The organism is Agrobacterium burrii (genome assembly GCF_017313405.1).
GTDB lineage: Bacteria > Pseudomonadota > Alphaproteobacteria > Rhizobiales > Rhizobiaceae > Agrobacterium > Agrobacterium burrii.
The window spans coordinates 76,008-94,177 of record NZ_JAFLNA010000006.1 but is presented as its reverse complement, the minus strand read 5'-3'; the positions used below and the strand labels follow the sequence as shown (position 1 = coordinate 94,177).

The window sequence follows — 18,170 nt, the reverse complement described above, 5'->3', positions numbered from 1 at the left end:
GTGGATATCAAAGCGCGCTATCGGATGATCGCATCCGCGACTTCATGCAGCGCGGCCTTCACATCAGGCTCGTCGGTCAGCGGTTCGATCATGGTCGCACGCACGGCCTGACGGGCGGGAAGGCCGGTATCGATGAGGCTGGCGCAATAAACGAGCAGCCGGGTGGAGACGCCTTCTTCCAGATCGTGGCCCTTCAGGCCGCGCAGCCGATGGGCGAGATCGACAAGCGGTTCGACATCGCGCGCATCCAGCCCGCTCTCATGCGAGACCACGGCGATTTCCTGTTCTTTCGGCAGAAAATCGAATTCGATGGCGACGAAGCGCTGGCGGGTGCTGGGTTTCAGGCTCTTTAAAAGATTCTGGTATCCGGGATTATAGGAAACGACGAGCATGAAGCCGGAGGGCGCTTCCAGCACCTCGCCGGTGCGCTCCAGCGGCAGGATGCGGCGGTCATCGGTGAGCGGATGCAGAACAACCGCGACATCCTTGCGCGCCTCGACGATCTCGTCGAGGTAACATATGCCGCCCTGCCGCACGGATCGCGTCAGCGGGCCGTCCATCCACACGGTTTCACCGCCTTTCAGCAGGTAACGGCCGGTCAGATCAGCGGCAGCAAGATCGTCGTGGCACGAAACGGTGGAAAGCGGCAGGCCGAGTTTCGCTGCCATATGGCTGACGAAACGGGTCTTGCCGCAACCGGTCGGACCTTTCAGCAGCAGCGGCAATTGCCGCACCCAGGCGCTTTCGAACAGCGTGCATTCATTGCCGAGCGGTGTGTAAAAAGGTGCGTCCGGCAAAGGCTGCGGCGCGGGGCGGAAAATCGTATTCATGGTCATCTCCATGGTTGGTGGTAAGGAACCGGCTCTCCGGGGGAAAAGGAGAGCCGGTCCGTTTCTCATTCGGCGGGCTGCACGAGGCGGGCAACGTCGCCCTGTTTCTGCTTGCCCGGTACCAGGATTGCCCAGATGAACATGACCGCCGAAATGAGAACCGCGAGACCAGAACCGAGACGGATCCAGTAGAAGATCGCCAGCTGGTCCTGCACATCCATGAAGCTTTCACCCATGACCCGCTGAAGCTGGATCTGCACCACGCCGGCGAATGTCAGCGCGAAGGTCATGACCGACATGGCCGTGCACATGACCCAGAAGCTCGTCATCGAAAGCCACTGATTGTAGGGCGCACGCTTCTTCATTTCGGGTATGGCATAGGCCATCATCGCAAGGTTCAGCATCACATAGGCGCCGAAGAAGGCGAGGTGCCCGTGGGCGGCGGTGAGCTGCGTGCCGTGGGTGTAGTAATTCACCGACGACAGCGTGTGCAGGAAGCCCCAGACGCCGGCGCCGAAGAAGGCCATGACCGAGCAGCCGATCGACCACAGCAGCGCGGCGCGGTTCTCATGCTTGCGGCCGGCCTTCCAGGTCATGACGAAGGTGAAGATGACCATGGTGAAGAAGGGGGCCACTTCCAGCGTCGAGAACAGCGAGCCGATCCACTGCCAGTAACCCGGCGCGCCTATCCAGTAATAATGGTGGCCGGTGCCGAGGATGCCCGAGAAGAGCGCAAGGCCGACGATGATATAGAGCCATTTTTCCACCACTTCGCGGTCGATGCCGTTGAGCTTGATCATCAGGAAGGCGAGGATCGAGGCCATGATCAGTTCCCACACGCCTTCCACCCACAGATGAATAACGTACCACCAGTACATCTTGTCGAGTGCCAGATTGATGGGATTGTAAAAGGCGAAGAGGAAGAAGACCGCGAGAGCCCACAGCCCGAACAGCAGGATGTTGATGACGGTGGTTTTGCGGCCCTTCAGCGCTGTCATGGTGATGTTGAACAGGAACATCAGCACGACAAGGACGATGCCGACCTTGATGGCGAAGGGCTGTTCGAGGAACTCCCGGCCTTCATGGATGCGGAACAGATAGCCGACCACGGCAACGGCCGCCGCCACCAGGAAAATCCAGAACTGCGCAATGGCGAGTTTGGGGCTGTAAAGCTCCGTTTCCGTCTCTTCCGGCAGAAGATAGAAGGTCGAGCCCATGAAGCCCATCAGTAGCCATACCACAAGTGCATTGGTGTGGATCATGCGCACGATGTTGAAGGGCAGAAGCTCGGAAAGGGTGTTGGGCAGTACGTAGATCGTCGCGGCGACGACGCCGAACAGGATCTGCGCCACGAACAGCCCGATTGCGCCGTAAAAATACAGCATGGCGACTTTTTGTGTCTGGTATTTCATCTCGTCATCTCCTTGCCGTCAACCTCAACCCGCCTCGTTCGGCGGCCAGTTCTGCGTCTTGATCCGGCTCGTCCATTCGAGGAAGTCGACGAGATCATCGAGTTCCTGTTCGGTGAGATTGAACTGCGGCATCTGGCGTCTGCCCTCGATGCCGGTCGGCTGGGCGGCCATCCAGCCCTTGATGGAATCGCGCGCCGTCTCCTTGTCTTCCACGCCGCCATAGCGCTTCCAGACATTGCCGAGTTCGGGTGCGAAATAGGCGCCTTCGCCGAGCAGCGTGTGACAGTTGATGCAGGAATTTTTCTCCCACACGTGTTTGCCGCGCGCGACGCTTTCCGTCAGCGTGCTTTCATCCGTCGAGGTGGTGCGCATGTAATAGTGGCTATGGGCGGTCAGCCCGACGAATATGGCGAAGAAGAAGATGGAGCCGCCGTAAAAGACGTTTCGTGCTCCTGTTTTGGTCAGGCGTTCTGCCATGCCAATGGTCCTTTCCATCCGGAAGACCGCTTATGCGGACTGGCTTGATCGAACCCTCTTGCCGGAATTTGCCAGTAGGCTGGCGGAATGCGGTGGGGTCTGAAGCCTTTCTAGCCGCTGGCCGCCGGCGTTCTTTGCCATTTGGCAAACAACGGGAGAGGTGGTGCCGCCGGCCTTTTCAAAGCGACAAAATGCTCTGCAGGAACGCCCGAAAAAGGGCTGCGGCGGCGAAGATGGCAGGCCATGCCAGAAGTGCCGTACGCAACAGGCCTCGCTCTTCGCGAAAACCTAGAAAATCGTCGATGATGCGTCTGGATTTCATGAGTGCGAAAAGCAGCATCAGGCAGGCGGCGGCGACTGGCGGCAGAAGCGCCGCCTTCCACGAGGTGACGACGGCTGTGCCGGCGAGAACGAGAATGGCGAGCACTGCAAAACTTCTTGCAAGCTGGCGGGAGGTGCGGTGGATCATGATTGTCAAACCAGATAGACGACGGGAAAGATGACGATCCAGACCAGATCGATGACATGCCACAGCGTCGTCACCAGCGTGATATTCTCGTTTTTGGGCCAGCAGGCGACGATGAACAGCAGGATCGCCACGAAGACGACATGCAGCAGGTGGAAGCCGGTGAGCAGGAAATAGAGCTCGAAGAACGCGCCATAGGCGGGATCGGACGCGAAGGCGATTTCGGTGGAATATTCATGGAGTTTCACACCGACGAAAGCGAAACCCAGCAGGCCAGCAAGGACAAGCGCCCGCCTTTTGCCCGGCAGCGCGGTGTGACGGCTGGCCGCAACGGCCGCCTGCCAGCCGCTCGCCAGCAAAATCAGAGTGTTGAGGCCGGCAAGCTGCGGCTGAAGATGCTGGCGAGCGGCGGCGAACGCATCAGGGTTGAGCGCGAAGGCGATGATGAACGCCCCGGTCAGCGCGCCGAAGGTTGCAAGTTCGCTCCACACCAGAATCCACAGGAGCAGATTTCCGCTTTCCTCTTCTGTATTGATCGCCATGGCCTCGTCCGTAATTGTAAAACAGCAAGCCACGCATAGGCGTCCTCAAACCCCGCTTCTTTGCGGTCGATCAAAGAAGGGAGCGCGCAAAGCCGTATTGTCATGACAAAGCGCAACTCTGGAAAATGGAGCATCCCATGAACGACGCACAGGTCGGGCTGATTGTCGCAACCCCTATTATCATTGGCTTTGCGGTGCTGTTGTACCGTATGGGAGTGTTGCAGCGCATGGGCGCGGTTTCCGTCGTGCTTGCCTCCGTGGCCATTGCTTCGGTGCTGTTCCTGAACCAGTGAGAAGACAGTCGGATGCTTGAACTTGTCGCCGCTCTTTCGCTTTTCGTGGCGCTGCATTCCATTCCCGCCGTGCCTGCCGTGCGCGGCCGGCTGATTGCGGCCATCGGCAGGCCCACCTATTTCGGTCTCTATTCCTTTGTCTCGCTTCTGGCGCTGGGCTGGGTGTTTTATGCCGCGCTGTCAGTCGATTACATTCCGCTCTGGGATGTCGCGCCCTGGCAGGCGCATGTCACCTTTCTGGCAGCGCCGATTGGGCTGTTTTTCGTGCTGGCCGGTCTTCTCAGTGTCAATCCGCTCTCCATTTCCGTGCGGCAGGGAGAGAAGCCGGGGGCAATCGTGCGCATCACGCGGCACCCGGTGCTTGTCGGTTTTCTGTTTTGGTCTCTGGGGCATGTCGTGCCGAATGGCGATCTGCGCTCCGTTATCCTCTTCGGCGGCTTTGCGCTGTTTTCGCTTGGCGGAATGGCCATGACCGAAAAACGCGCCCGCAAAAGACTGGGCGGTGCATGGAACGCTACGGCCGCCGGAAGCGCTACGGTTCCTTTCGCAGCGATTCTCACCGGTAAAACCCGCATCGCCGTGGATGGGCCGATGCTGTTAGCCGCGGCGCTGACGGGATTGACGGTCTGGTGGCTGTTGGCAGGTGGCCATGCCGCGCTCTTCGGCGTGGACCCTATGGCCTATCTCTGATCGCTTAGGGTGCCTTCACCACATGCGGCTGCCATATCGCCGCCTGCGGTGCGGAAGCGATGCCAAGCTGATCAATGGCGCGGGCGGCGAGCTGATCGACAATATCGTTGACGCTTTGCGGCCTGTTGTAAAAGGCCGGTACCGGCGGCATCACGACGGCGCCTGCTTCCGTCACCGCGCACATATTGCGCAGATGGATGAGATGCAGCGGTGTTTCGCGGGTCATCAGCACCAGCTTCCGGCGTTCCTTCAAATGCACATCGGCGGCGCGGGTGAGAAGATTGTCCGAAAGCCCGGTTGCTATGGCCGCGAGCGTCCGCATCGAGCAGGGCGCAACGATCATGCCAGTGGTCGGGAAAGAACCGCTGGCAATCGCCGCGCCGATATCATCGACGGCATGATTGACGCTGGCGAGCGAGAACATCCGCCCCATGGCTTCAGCACCTTCCTCATGCAACACCGTACGCTTGGCGGATTGCGACAGGACCAGATGGATTTCGACGTTTTTCATCGCGGCGAGACGCTCGATGATGCGCAGCGCAATGCCGGCGCCCGAAGCGCCGGTAACGCCGACCACGACGCGGCACGGGGTCATGGACGTTCTCCAAGGCCGAGATCACGCCACATCAGATCGACTTTCGCGATCACGTCAGGCGTCATGGACAGCACGCGGCCCCATTCGCGCTCCGTCTCCGGCGAAAGCTTGCGGGTGGCGTCCAGCCCCATCTTGCCGCCGAGGCCGGCTTTCGGCGAGGCGAAGTCGAGATAATCGATCGGCGTATTGTCGATGATCGTCGTATCGCGCGAGGCGTCGAAACGGGTGGAGAGCGCCCAGATGACATCCGCCCAGCTGCGCACATCAATGTCTGGATCGACCAGAATGATGAGCTTCACATAGCTGAACTGCGGCAACATCGACCACAGGCCCATCATCACCCGCTTTGCCTGCCCCGGATAACGTTTGTCGATAGAGGCGACCATGACGCGATAGGAACAGGCCTCGGGTGGCATCCACAGATCGACGATTTCCGCAAACTGTCTTTTGACGAGCGGCAGGAAAATCTCGAGCATGGCTTTCCCGAGAATCGAGGGTTCATCCGGCGGCCGGCCGGTATAGGTGGAAAGATAGATCGGGTCGCGGCGCGTGGTGATCGCCGACAGCGTCATGACCGGGAAAGGCTCGACGGAATTATAATAGCCGGTGTGGTCGCCATAGGGGCCTTCCATTGCCGTTTCCGTGGCCGAAACAGTACCTTCCAGCACAATCTCAGCGTTGGCTGGTACCGGCATCGGCACCGTCAAAGCTTTCGCGATGCGACTTTTTGAGCCGCGCAGCAGGCCAGAAAAACCAAGCTCGCTGATATGTTCGGGAAGCGGCATGACGGCGGAAAGAATGGTGGCGGGGTCGGCACCGATGGCGATGGTAACTGGCATATCCAGCCCGCGCGCCTGCCACAGCCGGTGGTGATGCGCGCCGCCGCGATGCGCCAGCCAGCGCATGATCACCCTGTCCGGCCCCAGCACCTGCATGCGATAGATGCCGACATTGATATCGTCGGGATCATCAGGCGAACGGGTGACGACCAGCGGCCAGGTGATGAGCGGGGCCGGCTCACCCGGCCAGCACCATTGCACCGGCAGGCAGGCAAGATCGACTGCATCACCCGTCAGTACCTTTTCCTGCACCGGCGCGCGCGCGACGTTGCGTGGCCGCATGGACAGTGCTGCCTTCAGCAAAGGCAGCTTACCCCATGCCTCGGCCATGGATTTCGGCGGCCTTGGCTCGCGCAATTCGGCGAGCTTTTGTCCAAGCGCGGGCAGGCCGCCCGTTTCCAGCCCCAGCCCCCATTCGATGCGTTGCCGCGTGCCGAAGAGATTGGCAAGCAGCGGCATGTCCCGCACCTTGCCCTCATGGTCGACGGGTTGCTCGAACAGCAGCGCCGGCCCGCCACCGGCGAGCACACGGCGGTGGATTTCGGTGATTTCGTGTACCAGCGAGACTGGCTGGCGGATTCGCCGTAGCTGCCCGCGCTCCTCCAGCAGCCGGATGAAGCTACACAGATCGGCGGCGCAGACGGGTTTAGTTTCTGTTTTCTCGTCTCTCATGCCGCCTGTTTGCAGGCACCAATGCGGCATGTCCTTGCGCTGCCGCAAATGCGGCTTCAGTGCGAACGAAAATAGTCAGCGAGAACGAGGGCGTGGTTGTGTTCGGTATCATGGGCGGCATAAAGCAGCGTGACGCGGCCCTTCGCCATCAGCTCCTTCATGCGCGCCACGGCATCGGGATTGGCGGCCAGCTCTTCATGATAGTGCCGGGTGAATTCCGCGAAGCGTGACGGCATATGCGAGAAATTCTTGCGCAATTCGTTGCTGGGCGCGATTTCCTTCATCCACAGGGAAAGCTGTGCGGTTTCCTTGCGCATGCCGCGTGGCCACAGCCGGTCCACCAGAATGCGTGCGCCGTCATCATCGCTGGCGGCGTCGTAAATCCGTTTGATCCTTATCTCGGACATGGGCGGCCTCCTTCGCTTGGCAAGTGAATGATTTATAGCGGCTTTTGTGAAGTCGCACCCGAAAATCTCCCTATCTTTGCGTTCGCTCAAACCGGTGCTGGCGCGCTGCGGTTAGGTTCCTGCCCGCAACTGACCTGACAGGACCATCTATGAGACCGTTTCCCGCTGCCATCGCCCGCCCCATGAATTTTCTGCCCCTTGCCGTGGTGCAGCGAGCGACGGCGGCGATGCTGGCGCAGATCATGAAACGACATCCCGATCTGTTCGGTCGGCTGGGAGAACATTGCAACAAGCGTTTTGCCTTTCTTCCCGTCGATCTGCCCTTCGCCTTCATGGTGGAACCGGCGCGTCCCGCCATCACCGTCAGCCGCAAGGGCCGCCTGCCGAAGGCGGATGCGGCGGTCGAGGGGCCGCTCTTCATGCTGCTTGCACTGATGGAGGGGCGGCAGGATGCCGATGCGCTGTTTTTCTCGCGTGATCTGAGTGTGACCGGTGACATGGAGGCGACGCTGGCGCTGCGCAATGCGCTCGATGACAGTGGCATCGACCTGCCGCGTGATCTCGGTTCATTTGCCGGACCCTTTGCGCCGGTGGTAACGGGCCTCGCGAACCGCTTGCGTGGCCATGTTCTATCCGAAACGCGGGGAGAGCAGGCATGGAACTGATCTGTCCGGCGGGAACGCCCGCCGCGTTCCGCGAGGCCGTGGATGCCGGCGCAGACGCGGTCTATTGCGGGTTTCGCGATGAGACCAATGCCCGCAATTTCCCCGGCCTCAATTTCTCCCGCGAAGAGCTTGCCCAAGCCATCGCTTACGCGAAGAAACGCGGCGTGCAGACCTTCGTGGCGCTCAACACCTTCATGCGTGCTGGCAATGAGGATATCTGGTATCGCGGCGCGGCCGATGCAGTGAAGGCGGGAGCGGATGCGTTGATCCTTGCCGATTTCGGCCTGATGGCGCATGTGGCGGAACACCATCCGCAACAGCGCATCCATGTCTCCGTGCAGGCTTCCGCCTCCAATGCGGACGCTGTGAACTTTCTCGTCGATGCCTTCGGTGCGAAGCGTGTGGTCTTGCCGCGCACGCTGACGATTGCCGACATCGCCCGGCTGGCGCGGCAAATCCGCTGCGAGATCGAAATCTTCGTGTTTGGCGGCCTCTGCGTCATGGCGGAGGGGCGTTGCTCGCTTTCATCCTACGCCACCGGAAAATCACCCAACATGAACGGCGTCTGCTCGCCGGCGAGCCATGTGCGTTACCGGCAGGATGGGCAGGAGCTGGTGTCGGAGCTCGGCGATTACACCATCAACCGCTTTCCGGACGGAGAGGCGGCGGGTTACCCAACGCTGTGCAAGGGGCGTTTCGAGATTGCCGACGACAAGTCCTATGCCTTCGAGGACCCGGTATCGCTTGACGTGATGGACCAGATCGATGCCTTGCGCGACGCGGGTGTGAGCGCGCTGAAGATCGAGGGCCGCCAGCGCGGCAAGGCCTATGTGGCGGAGGTGGTGTCCACCCTGCACCGGGCGCTGGCCGCCAGCGCCGAAGAGCGGGGACGGCTGCTCTCACGCCTGCGGCTCTTAAGCGAAGGCCAGCGCACAACTGTCGGTGCTTACGAGAAACGCTGGAGGTGATGGCGATGGCAAAAACCGCAAAGGCCACATTGGCGCTCGGCCCGGTCCTTTATCTCTGGCAGGGCGAGAAATGGCGCGATTTCTATTTCCGCATCGCCGATGAGGCTCCTGTCAGCCATGTCTATCTCGGCGAAACCGTCTGTTCCAAACGGTTTCATTTCACCGAGCCGCATCTGGCCGAGGTGATCGAGCGGCTGGAGAGTGCCGGAAAACAGGTGATCCTCTCGACACTTTCACTGGTGACTCTGGAGCGGGAAAGCCGCCAGCTGCGCGGCCTGATCGCCGACAGCCCCTATCCCGTCGAGGCGAACGACCTTTCCGCGCTCGGTATGTTGCAAGGCACGCCGCATGTCGTCGGGCCAATGGTGAATGTCTATAATGCCGCCACCGCGCGGCTGCTTTCGTCTCGCGGCGCGACCGCTATATGCCTGCCGCCGGAACTGCCGGTAACTTCGGTGGAGCGTATCGTAGCGGAAACGCCTGATGTGGAGTTCGAAATCTTCGCTTTCGGCCGCCTGCCGCTCGCCATTTCGGCGCGCTGCGCCCATGCCCGCGCCAAGGGCAATATCAAGGATAATTGCCAGTTCGTCTGCGGTGACGATCCGGACGGACTACCGGTCCGCACCCTCGACCGGCAGTCGTTTCTGGCGCTGAACGGCGTGCAGACGGTGTCGCACACCTGCCAGTCGCTGCTTGGCGAATTGCAGGATCTGGCCGTTGCCGGCATCGCCCGCTTCCGGCTGTCGCCGCAGGATTGCGACATGGTGGCCGTGGCGCAGATTCACGACGATGTTCTCGCCGGCAGGGTGGATGTGGAAAACGGTCTCCACCTTCTGCGAAAAGCCTATCCCGACGTGCCTTTTTCCAATGGTTTTCACCACGGGCAGGAAGGGGCGGCCTGGATCGCCCGTGCCCGCAACACGGCGCATGGAGCGAACCTATGATGATGAGCGGACAAAACCAGCAAGCGGCCGTAGCACCGGGCGGGGCGGATATTGCGGCGGCGATCCATCTGGTGCGCAATGTCGTTTTGCAGAGCGCACTCGATTGCGGTTGCCGCGACAAGGTGCATGAGGCGCTGCGCGAACTTGAGGATTTTGAGCGCCAGCGCAATATCGTCAAGCTTCTGGCTGCCGCCCGCGAGGAGCGGCGCAAGATCGGGCTTCTGATCGAGATGCTGGCGGATTTTGCCGAGGACGATACGGTCGATGAAGGTGTCGTCGAAACGGCGAGCCTGATGTTTCTCGATATCGCCGCCGCCGCTCAGGAAGGATCGCGAATTCTGCGCGACGCCCTGTCTCTCAAGACAGGCGAATAGGCCTGCTTTCCGGCGCTGTTTGATCCTGCGCAAAGAGCGACCGCTTGCAAAATGTCACTTCCAGATGGGTGACGCGCCTGTGGCCGGAAGATCGACCCGAGTGGGCGTCACACGCATCACGGCGCGTTCGGCGCGAACAAGGATCAGGACCATGGCTTATCTCACCCGTCGTCAGGCGCTTTCGGCCTTTTCGGGATTGACGGTGGCGACACTTGCCGCGCCGCATCTTCTGAAGGCGGAAACGCCGCTTACCTTCTATGGCCCTCCTGCCGCGCCCTCAGCCGTGCTGGCCCATGCTGTAAAAGGTGGGTTCCTGAAGGATGTCGCGCCTGAGGCCGTCTTCAAGGCATGGAAAACGCCGGATGAAATGCGCGCCGCTGTCGCCTCCGGCTCCATGGGGGCGGTAGTGATGCCGAGTTATGGTGCCGCCAATCTCCATAATCGCGGCCTTGGCCTTGGGCTTCTAAACGTGCTGACCACCGGTCTGCTTTACGTCGTGTCGAAGGACGAGACGCTGACGTCGCTGGAAAGCCTTTCCGGCAAGACGCTGGCTTTGCCTTTCAAGAACGATATGCCCGATTTCGTGCTGCGCCGCCTTGTTGCCGAAAACGGCTTGAAGCCCGGCGATATCACGCTGGAATATGCGGCTTCGCCACCGGAAGCCGTGCAATTGTTGCTGACGGGCCGGGTGGATGCGGCCCTGCTCAGTGAACCGGCTGCGACCGCTGTGTTGATCAAGGCAAAGTCGTTTTTCATGACCGTTCACCGCACCATCGATATCCAGAAGGAATGGGCAAAGGTGGCGGGCAAGCCGGAAATCCCGCAGGCGGGTCTCGCCCTGACGTCGCAGGTTCAGCAAAAGCTCGGCAAGGCGGGTATAGAGGCTTTGCAGGCGGGCATGGAAACGGCACTTGCCAGTGCCGCCGCTGACCCGCAAACGGCGGCCACCGGCGCGGCCGATGCCCTAGGTTTCCCACCGGAAATCATCGCCGCTTCCTTCCCGACAAGCCATTTGTCGGCACTGAAGGCGAGTGCGGCGCGCGCCGATCTCGAGGCGTTTTACGACGAGCTCGCCAAGGCCGACCCGGCAATCATCGGGGGGCGGCGGCCGGATGACGGCTTTTATCTGGTGTAGCAGGTATGGACCGCATTCTTGAAAGTCTTGGCTGGACCGGCCGCTATCTCTGGGCGGGCTGGGCCGGGCTTTCCGGCATTTTCTGTTTTCTCGCCGCCTGGCAGGCGGGGCATGAGATTTACGGCTCCTTCATCCTGCCCTCGCCGGGTGAGACTTTCGCGGCAATCGGGCTTCTGGCGGCGCGGCCGGATTTCTTCGCCATCCTGTCGCAGAGTGCTGTCAGGGCATTGACCGGTTTTGCCATCGCCGCCGGCATCGGCACGGTGGCGGGTGTGGCGGCGGGCTATTCATTCGCTGCCATGCGGCTGATGAAGCCTGTTGTCACCGTCCTTCTCGGCGTGCCGCCCATCGGCTGGATCGTGCTGGCGCTCATCTGGTTCGGTTCGTCGGGCGGTACTGCCGTCATGACCGTTGTCATCGCCTCGGCCCCCGTTTCCTTCGCAGGCGCGCTGGAAGGGGTGGCCAAGCGGGACCGTCAGCTGGAGGTGATGGCGCAGGCCTTTGGCGCTCCGTGGTTTTACCGGCTGCGCACCGTCACCATGCCGCATGTGCTTTCCTATCTCTTCCCGGCATGGACGACCACGGCCGGAAGCGCCTGGAAAGTGACCGTCATGGCCGAGCTTCTGTCGAATTCCGGCGGCATCGGCGGTGAACTGGCAACAGCACGGGCACTGTTCGATATCGCGCAGGTCAGCGCCTGGCTCACCATCACCGTCGCGCTGGCGCTCATCACCGATTACGGCCTGCTGCATCTGCTGCGCGAAGCGCTGGAACGCTGGCGCGCCGCCGGATTGCCATGGGGGGTCAAACGATGAGCGACCATTCCGTCTTGAGTTTCGAGCATGTCGGCCATGCCTTTCTCGGCCGCAGCCTGTTCGAGAATTTCGATCTGCGCATCGCATCGGGGGAAACCGTGGCCCTGCTCGGTCCCTCCGGCAGCGGCAAGACAACGATTTTGCAGATCGCGGCCGGCATCATCGATCCCGTTCGCGGGCGTGTGCGGCGCAATTACCACCGGCAGGGTCTTGTTTTTCAGGAGCCGCGGTTGCTGCCATGGATGACGTTGATCGACAATATCGCCTATGGTCTCGCTGCGGCGGGCATGCCGAAACGGCAACGGCGGGAGACCGCCGGGCAGTTTGCCCTGGAAGTCGGTCTGGAGGAGACGGATTTTCACAAATATCCGGTCGAGCTTTCCGGCGGCATGCGCCAGCGTGCCGGGGTGGCGCGGGCGCTCGCGGTGGAGCCGGACATGCTGTTTCTGGACGAACCCTTCAGTGCCGTTGATGTCGGCCTGCGCCGGCATTTGCAGGAGCTTCTGGTGGATGCCGCTCGCAGGCGTGGTTTCTCCACGCTGCTCGTCACTCACGATCTTCATGAAGCGCTGCTGGTGGCCGACAGGCTGATCGTGCTCTCGGGTGTCGATGGCCGCGTTGTTGCCGCACATACTCCGGCCGGTTCGCCGGGGCGGCGCATGGCGCGCGCGGTGTTCGACGAAGTGGAATTCCTGTCCGAGAGCCCGGCTTTCGCCGAATTGTTTTCGGCAAAGGAGCGGATGCGATGAGACAGCCACCGATCCTTTCGGAAGCCCTGCGGCTGTTTTTCCCTCTGGCCGCCCTGCATGGCGCGGTCTGGCCGTTTTTGTGGATCGTCATCGGCGGCTATGCCCTGCCTTTCGCCAATGTCGTTCCCCCATCGCAATGGCATGCCCATGAAATGATTTTCGGCACCTATGGCATGGCGCTCGCCGGTTTTCTCGGTTCGGCAGTGCCTGAATGGACCGATACGAAAGCGGCAGCGGGCCGCACGCTGTTTTGTCTCGCCGGCCTCTGGCTGCCGGGTCGCCTGATCGGCTTCGTCGGGGCCGATGCGTGGAGCCTGCTGGCGGGCTTTTTTGATCTGGCGTTTCTGCTCGCGCTCTCCGTGCTTATCGGCAAGGCGATGCTGGTGCGGCGAACGACGAGACATCTGGCGTTCCTCGTCTGGCTCATTCTGTTTGCGGCAATGGAGACGGGCGTGCGCTACGCCTGGTGGATCGGTGATCTGGAACTTGCAGCCCGCTTTCTGGAGGCGGCGCTGTGCGTCTTCACCGTGCTGTTTTCGCTCTCGGCCGCCCGCATCAATGTGGTCGTCATCAATCTGGCGCTCGATCCGAGCGGCGAGACCACGCCTTACCGGCCACATCCCGGCCGCCAGCACATGGCGGGCGCCATGGTGACGTTATACATGGTGGCGAAACTCTTCTTTCCCGAAAGCGATGTCTGCGCCTGGCTGGCGCTTGCGGCCGGTGCGGCATTTTTTGACCGGCTGGCGGAATGGTTCATCGGGCGCGCCGCCTTCAAAACCGAGGTGCTGCTGCTCGGTCTCGGCAATGCCTTTGCCGGTGCGGGTTTTCTGGCGCTCGGTGCGGTGCGGCTCGGTTTTTCCGTCACGCCCGCTGCTGGCCTGCACCTGTTGTCGGTGGGCGCGCTTGGCTGCGCCATCATGGCCGTGTTCATCATCGCCGGGCTGCGGCATACCGGACGCAACCTGACATATCTGCCGTGGCAGGCGCATATGGCCGCGGCCTTGATGGTGACGGCCGGGCTGATCCGCATCCTGCCGGAATTCGATTTCGCAGCGTTCGTGTCACCCTATCATCACGGCCTCAGTGCTATCCTGTGGGCGGCAAGTTTCGGCGTCTGGCTTCAGGGCTTCCTGCCCTTCATGCGTGCGCCCGGTGTTGATGCAGGGGGAGCTTGTGGCTGAGGTGCAACGTGTTCCTCTCACCTTCCACGCCTTCGTGTCGCCTGATTATTTTTTTGGCAAAAGCACAATATGAAATCAGTGACTTAGGTTGGCCCTATTGATGAATGTTATTTCTAATAAATAATCAATAAAATCAAGTGGTTGAATATTTCCGCCTTTTGGCCGATGATGACTCGAACCGAACAGGGAAACGCGAATATGCCTAAAATAGTCGCGCCTCTGCACGCAGATGGAAAGCCGAGCCGGACGAGGGAGCTTATTACCTTCGCCGTTCTGGCCTTTGGAATCTGGCCTGTGCTGGCGGTCGGATTTGTCGGAGCCTATGGTTTTATCGTCTGGATGTTCCAGATCATTTACGGGCCGCCGGGACCACCCGGCCATTGAGGGCGAAATGACGATGGAAGTCTCTCTCAGCCGGCGTGACTTTCTGCGCGGCGGACAAAAACGGGAAACACGTATCTGTCCCCCCGGGGTCGCGTTGAGCGACCTCGCCGCCTGCAGCGGTTGCGCAAAATGCGCGGAAGTCTGTCCCACCGGCATCATCACCATGTCGGGTGGCTTGCCTTCGGTCGATTTCTCGGCCGGGGAATGCACCTTTTGCGGCAAATGCGCGGAGGCCTGTCCCGAGCCGGTTTTTGCCGTCCCTGCGGCGCAGCGCTTCGATCATGTCATGGCGATTGGCGATGGGTGTCTCGCCTTCGGCAATGTCGATTGCCAGGCCTGTCGCGATGCCTGTCCGACCGAAGCCATTCGGTTTCGTCCCCGCCGTGGCGGCCCCTTCGTGCCCGAGCTTATCGAGGATGCCTGCACCGGCTGCGGGGCCTGCGTGTCCGTCTGCCCGACGGGTGTGATCAAGATCAAGGAAACAGCCACGGAGATGCAATATGCCTGAAAATACAGGCCGGTATCATGTTTCAAGTGCTGTCGTGGCGGTGATGCCGCAGATGCGGGACGCCGTGTTCGCAACGCTATTAACCCTCGACAATGTCGAGGTTCATGCCGAGGGCAACGGCAAGATCGTCATCGTCATAGACGGCACGAGCACCGGCATGCTGGGCGATACGCTCACTTATATTTCGACACTCGACGGTGTGATTGCCGCCAACATGGTTTTCGAACACGTCGACACAGAGGAGACAGGCGGCGATGAGCAGCGAACTGACGCGGCGTGATCTATTGAAGGCCCATGCCGCCGGCATTGCGGCGGCAACGGCGGGCATTGCATTGCCGGCCGCCGCCCAGCCGGTGCCGGGCGGTGTGTCCGCATTGCAGATCAAATGGTCGAAGGCGCCCTGTCGGTTCTGCGGCACGGGCTGCGGCGTCATGGTTGGTGTCAAGGAAGGCAAGGTTGTCGCCACCCATGGCGACATGCAGGCGGAGGTCAATCGCGGCCTCAACTGCATCAAGGGTTACTTCCTGTCCAAGATCATGTACGGCAAGGACCGCTTGCAGACCCCGCTTTTGCGCAAGAAAAACGGCGTCTACGCCAAGGATGGCGAGTTCGAGCCGGTGAGCTGGGACGAGGCCTTCGACGTGATGGCGCAGCAGTGCAAGCGGGTGTTGAAGGAGAAAGGGCCGACGGCCGTCGGCATGTTCGGTTCGGGCCAGTGGACGATCTTCGAAGGTTATGCCGCGACCAAGCTGATGCGGGCCGGTTTCCGCTCCAACAATCTTGATCCCAATGCCCGCCACTGCATGGCCTCTGCGGCCTATGCCTTCATGCGCACCTTCGGCATGGACGAGCCGATGGGCTGTTATGACGACTTCGAACATGCCGACGCCTTCGTGCTCTGGGGTTCGAACATGGCGGAGATGCATCCCATTCTGTGGACCCGCATCGCCGACCGGCGTCTGGGCTTCAACCATGTGAAGGTGGCGGTACTTTCGACCTTCACTCATCGCAGCATGGACTTGGCCGATGTTCCGATCATCTTCAAACCGGGTACGGACCTCGTCATCCTCAATTACATCGCCAACCACATCATCAAGACCGGCCGCGTCAACGAAGACTTCGTGAAGAACCACACGAAATTCGTGCGCGGCGTCACCGATATTGGTTATGGCCTGCGTCCCGACAATCCGGTGGAGGTGAATGCCGCCAATTCCGCCGATCCGACGAAGACGGAAGCGATCGATTTCGAGACCTTCAAGGCCTTCGTGTCGGACTATACGCTGGAAAAGGCCGCGGCCATGACCGGAGTGGAAGCCGGGTTTCTGGAGGAACTGGCCGAACTTTACGCCGACCCGAAACGCAAGGTCATGTCGCTCTGGACCATGGGTTTCAACCAGCATGTCCGCGGCGTCTGGGCCAACCAGATGGTCTATAACATCCATCTTCTGACGGGCAAAATCTCCGAGCCGGGCAACAGCCCGTTCTCACTCACCGGCCAGCCGTCTGCCTGCGGCACGGCGCGCGAGGTGGGAACCTTCGCCCACCGCCTGCCGGCGGACATGACGGTGACCAACCCGGAACACCGCAAACATGCCGAGGAAATCTGGCGCATCCCGCACGGCATCATCCCGGAAAAGCCGGGTTACCACGCCGTGCAGCAGGATCGCATGCTGCATGACGGCAAGCTGAATTTCTACTGGGTGCAGGTCAACAACAACGTTCAGGCCGGTCCCAACACCAAGAACGAGACCTATCTGGGTTATCGCAATCCCGAAAACTTCATCGTGGTCTCGGATGCCTATCCGACCATCACCGCCATGAGCGCCGACCTTATCCTGCCCGCCGCCATGTGGGTGGAGAAGGAAGGAGCCTACGGCAATGCGGAGCGGCGCACCCATGTCTGGCACCAGCTGGTGGAGGCGACAGGCGAGGCGCGCTCTGATCTCTGGCAGCTGGTGGAGTTTTCCAAACACTTCACCACGGATGAGGTCTGGCCGGCGGAACTGCTGGACGCCAATCCCGCTTATCGCGGCAAGACGCTGTTTGAGGTTCTCTACAAGGACAGCGATGTCGGCAAATTCCCGCTGAGCGAAATCAATGCGGATTATAAGAACCAGGAATCCACGGATTTTGGCTTCTACCTGCAAAAGGGTCTGTTTGAGGAATATGCCGCCTTCGGGCGCGGTCACGGCCACGATCTGGCGCCTTACGATGCTTATCACGAAGTGCGCGGCATGCGTTGGCCGGTGGTGGACGGCAAGGAAACGCTGTGGCGTTACCGCGAGGGTTACGACCCCTACGTCAAGCCGGGTGAGGGCGTGAAATTCTACGGCAACAAGGACGGCAAGGCGGTCATCATCGCCGTGCCTTACGAGCCGCCGGCGGAATCACCTGACGAGGAATTCGATACCTGGCTGGTGACGGGCCGCGTGCTGGAGCACTGGCATTCCGGCTCCATGACCATGCGCGTGCCGGAGCTCTACAAGGCCTTTCCCGGCGCGCGCTGTTTCATGAATGCCGATGATGCGCGCAAGCGTGGGCTCAATCAGGGCGCTGAAATCCGCATCGTTTCGCGCCGTGGCGAAATTCGTTCCCGCGTGGAAACGCGCGGCCGCAACCGCATGCCGCCCGGCGTCATCTTCGTTCCCTGGTTCGATGCCAGCCAGTTGATCAACAAGGTGACGCTCGACGCAACCGATCCCATCTCCAAGCAGACGGATTACAAGAAATGCGCAGTCAAGATAGAGCCAGTCGCATGATCGGGAAGCACGGATGGATCGCCGCCACGCTTTTGGTCGTGGCCCTGGCGACGGGGGCCGTTGCGCAGATGGTGCCGGAATTGTCCGGTCCGCGTGGCGACGCCATGAAGACCGAGCCCGCCAAACCCCTGCCGAAATGGGTAATCGACGATATCAGGCGCATGCGCGCCTATCCCGAACAGCCGCCGGTCATCCCGCATTCGATCGACGGCTATCAGCTGTCGGTCAATGCCAATCGCTGTCTGTCCTGTCACAAGCGCGAATTTACGCAGGATTCCGGCGCACCGATGATCAGCGTCACCCATTACATGACGCGGGAGGGCCAGATGCTGGCGGATGTTTCGCCACGGCGTTATTTCTGCACCGCCTGTCATGTGCCGCAGGCCGATACCCGGCCGCTCGTGCCCAACACGTTTGAGGACATGAGCACGATGGGCGTCAAACCGGCGGGTAGCGAATGAT

General features: G+C 61.0%; 23 protein-coding genes. 15 read left to right on the top strand and 8 right to left on the bottom strand.

Translation table 11 applies throughout. The features are described from left to right. Window positions 1-17: 17 nt before the first annotated feature. From JZX89_RS13080 to JZX89_RS13060, 5 genes are all read right to left on the bottom strand, one after another. On the bottom strand, window positions 18-830 hold the full coding sequence (locus JZX89_RS13080; RefSeq protein WP_153515871.1) for a CbbQ/NirQ/NorQ/GpvN family protein: 813 nt from the start codon (window positions 828-830) through the stop codon (window positions 18-20). 65 nt (window positions 831-895) lie between these two features. Further along, window positions 896-2,242 carry a nitric-oxide reductase large subunit gene (locus JZX89_RS13075; protein WP_207134286.1) on the bottom strand — a complete coding sequence of 449 codons (1,347 nt, stop codon included), beginning with the start codon at window positions 2,240-2,242 and terminating at the stop codon, window positions 896-898. Between the two features lie 24 nt (window positions 2,243-2,266). Then, window positions 2,267-2,719 (bottom strand): c-type cytochrome, encoded by a 453-nt coding sequence (locus tag JZX89_RS13070; protein ID WP_149900826.1) that lies wholly within the window; start codon window positions 2,717-2,719, stop codon window positions 2,267-2,269. A gap of 178 nt (window positions 2,720-2,897) precedes the next feature. After that, window positions 2,898-3,188, bottom strand: a complete 291-nt coding sequence (locus JZX89_RS13065; RefSeq protein WP_207134285.1) for a hypothetical protein — start codon at window positions 3,186-3,188, stop codon at window positions 2,898-2,900. Between the two features lie 5 nt (window positions 3,189-3,193). Then, window positions 3,194-3,727 (bottom strand): cytochrome c oxidase subunit 3, encoded by a 534-nt coding sequence (locus JZX89_RS13060; RefSeq protein ID WP_207134284.1) that lies wholly within the window; start codon window positions 3,725-3,727, stop codon window positions 3,194-3,196. Between the two features lie 137 nt (window positions 3,728-3,864). On the opposite strand from JZX89_RS13060, the gene JZX89_RS13055 reads away from it, so the two are divergent. Together JZX89_RS13055 and JZX89_RS13050 are read left to right on the top strand one after the other, a co-directional pair. Beyond that, the gene (locus JZX89_RS13055; RefSeq protein ID WP_207134283.1) at window positions 3,865-4,020 is read left to right on the top strand and encodes a hypothetical protein; all 156 of its coding nucleotides are present in this window, start codon (window positions 3,865-3,867) and stop codon (window positions 4,018-4,020) included. A 12-nt stretch (window positions 4,021-4,032) separates the two neighbouring features. Continuing rightward, window positions 4,033-4,710, top strand: coding sequence for an NnrU family protein (locus tag JZX89_RS13050; RefSeq protein WP_207134282.1), 678 nt, complete (start codon window positions 4,033-4,035; stop codon window positions 4,708-4,710). Between the two features lie 4 nt (window positions 4,711-4,714). Here the strand turns inward: JZX89_RS13050 and JZX89_RS13045 are convergent, their stop codons facing one another. Genes JZX89_RS13045 through JZX89_RS13035 form a run of 3 tightly spaced genes read right to left on the bottom strand, consistent with a single transcriptional unit; the run spans window position 4,715 to window position 7,223 of the window. Beyond that, entirely contained in the window at window positions 4,715-5,305 is a 591-nt protein-coding gene (locus tag JZX89_RS13045; RefSeq protein WP_207134281.1) for a UbiX family flavin prenyltransferase, read from the bottom strand. Beyond that, on the bottom strand, window positions 5,302-6,816 hold the full coding sequence (locus JZX89_RS13040; protein WP_207134280.1) for a UbiD family decarboxylase: 1,515 nt from the start codon (window positions 6,814-6,816) through the stop codon (window positions 5,302-5,304). Before JZX89_RS13040 ends, JZX89_RS13045 begins: the two co-directional genes overlap by 4 nt. Before the next feature lie 56 nt (window positions 6,817-6,872). Continuing rightward, window positions 6,873-7,223, bottom strand: coding sequence for a DUF488 domain-containing protein (locus JZX89_RS13035; RefSeq protein WP_207134279.1), 351 nt, complete (start codon window positions 7,221-7,223; stop codon window positions 6,873-6,875). Between the two features lie 149 nt (window positions 7,224-7,372). On the opposite strand from JZX89_RS13035, the gene ubiT reads away from it, so the two are divergent. The 13 genes from ubiT to JZX89_RS12970 all read left to right on the top strand — a co-directional run bounded on the left by ubiT (window position 7,373) and on the right by JZX89_RS12970 (window position 18,169). Beyond that, complete coding sequence (ubiT, locus tag JZX89_RS13030) at window positions 7,373-7,888, top strand: ubiquinone anaerobic biosynthesis accessory factor UbiT (RefSeq protein ID WP_207134278.1); 516 nt, start codon at window positions 7,373-7,375, stop codon at window positions 7,886-7,888. Next, a complete protein-coding gene (gene ubiU, locus JZX89_RS13025) occupies window positions 7,879-8,856 on the top strand; it encodes a ubiquinone anaerobic biosynthesis protein UbiU (RefSeq protein WP_207134277.1) in 978 nt (325 codons plus the stop codon). The genes ubiT and ubiU overlap by 10 nt, the downstream gene beginning before the upstream one ends. A gap of 5 nt (window positions 8,857-8,861) precedes the next feature. Beyond that, window positions 8,862-9,800 (top strand): ubiquinone anaerobic biosynthesis protein UbiV, encoded by a 939-nt coding sequence (gene ubiV / locus JZX89_RS13020; protein ID WP_207134276.1) that lies wholly within the window; start codon window positions 8,862-8,864, stop codon window positions 9,798-9,800. After that, window positions 9,797-10,174, top strand: coding sequence for a hypothetical protein (locus JZX89_RS13015; protein WP_207134275.1), 378 nt, complete (start codon window positions 9,797-9,799; stop codon window positions 10,172-10,174). The genes ubiV and JZX89_RS13015 overlap by 4 nt, the downstream gene beginning before the upstream one ends. A gap of 151 nt (window positions 10,175-10,325) precedes the next feature. After that, window positions 10,326-11,309: an ABC transporter substrate-binding protein gene (locus JZX89_RS13010; RefSeq protein WP_207134274.1), complete on the top strand. Its 984-nt coding sequence runs from the start codon at window positions 10,326-10,328 to the stop codon at window positions 11,307-11,309. A 5-nt stretch (window positions 11,310-11,314) separates the two neighbouring features. After that, window positions 11,315-12,124, top strand: a complete 810-nt coding sequence (locus tag JZX89_RS13005) for an ABC transporter permease (RefSeq protein ID WP_153515859.1) — start codon at window positions 11,315-11,317, stop codon at window positions 12,122-12,124. Beyond that, window positions 12,121-12,873, top strand: coding sequence for an ATP-binding cassette domain-containing protein (locus JZX89_RS13000; protein WP_207134273.1), 753 nt, complete (start codon window positions 12,121-12,123; stop codon window positions 12,871-12,873). Before JZX89_RS13005 ends, JZX89_RS13000 begins: the two co-directional genes overlap by 4 nt. After that, window positions 12,870-14,057, top strand: a complete 1,188-nt coding sequence (locus JZX89_RS12995) for an NnrS family protein (protein WP_207134272.1) — start codon at window positions 12,870-12,872, stop codon at window positions 14,055-14,057. The genes JZX89_RS13000 and JZX89_RS12995 overlap by 4 nt, the downstream gene beginning before the upstream one ends. Window positions 14,058-14,255: 198 nt before the next feature. Beyond that, entirely contained in the window at window positions 14,256-14,441 is a 186-nt protein-coding gene (gene napE / locus JZX89_RS12990; RefSeq protein WP_046800942.1) for a periplasmic nitrate reductase, NapE protein, read from the top strand. Window positions 14,442-14,448: 7 nt separating this feature from the next. Continuing rightward, the gene (locus JZX89_RS12985; protein WP_207134271.1) at window positions 14,449-14,949 is read left to right on the top strand and encodes a ferredoxin-type protein NapF; all 501 of its coding nucleotides are present in this window, start codon (window positions 14,449-14,451) and stop codon (window positions 14,947-14,949) included. Further along, window positions 14,942-15,229 (top strand): chaperone NapD, encoded by a 288-nt coding sequence (locus JZX89_RS12980; RefSeq protein ID WP_149900841.1) that lies wholly within the window; start codon window positions 14,942-14,944, stop codon window positions 15,227-15,229. The genes JZX89_RS12985 and JZX89_RS12980 overlap by 8 nt, the downstream gene beginning before the upstream one ends. After that, on the top strand, window positions 15,204-17,708 hold the full coding sequence (napA, locus tag JZX89_RS12975; protein ID WP_207134270.1) for a periplasmic nitrate reductase subunit alpha: 2,505 nt from the start codon (window positions 15,204-15,206) through the stop codon (window positions 17,706-17,708). The genes JZX89_RS12980 and napA overlap by 26 nt, the downstream gene beginning before the upstream one ends. After that, a complete protein-coding gene (locus JZX89_RS12970) occupies window positions 17,678-18,169 on the top strand; it encodes a nitrate reductase cytochrome c-type subunit (RefSeq protein ID WP_149900843.1) in 492 nt (163 codons plus the stop codon). Before napA ends, JZX89_RS12970 begins: the two co-directional genes overlap by 31 nt. Window position 18,170 lies beyond the last annotated feature (1 nt).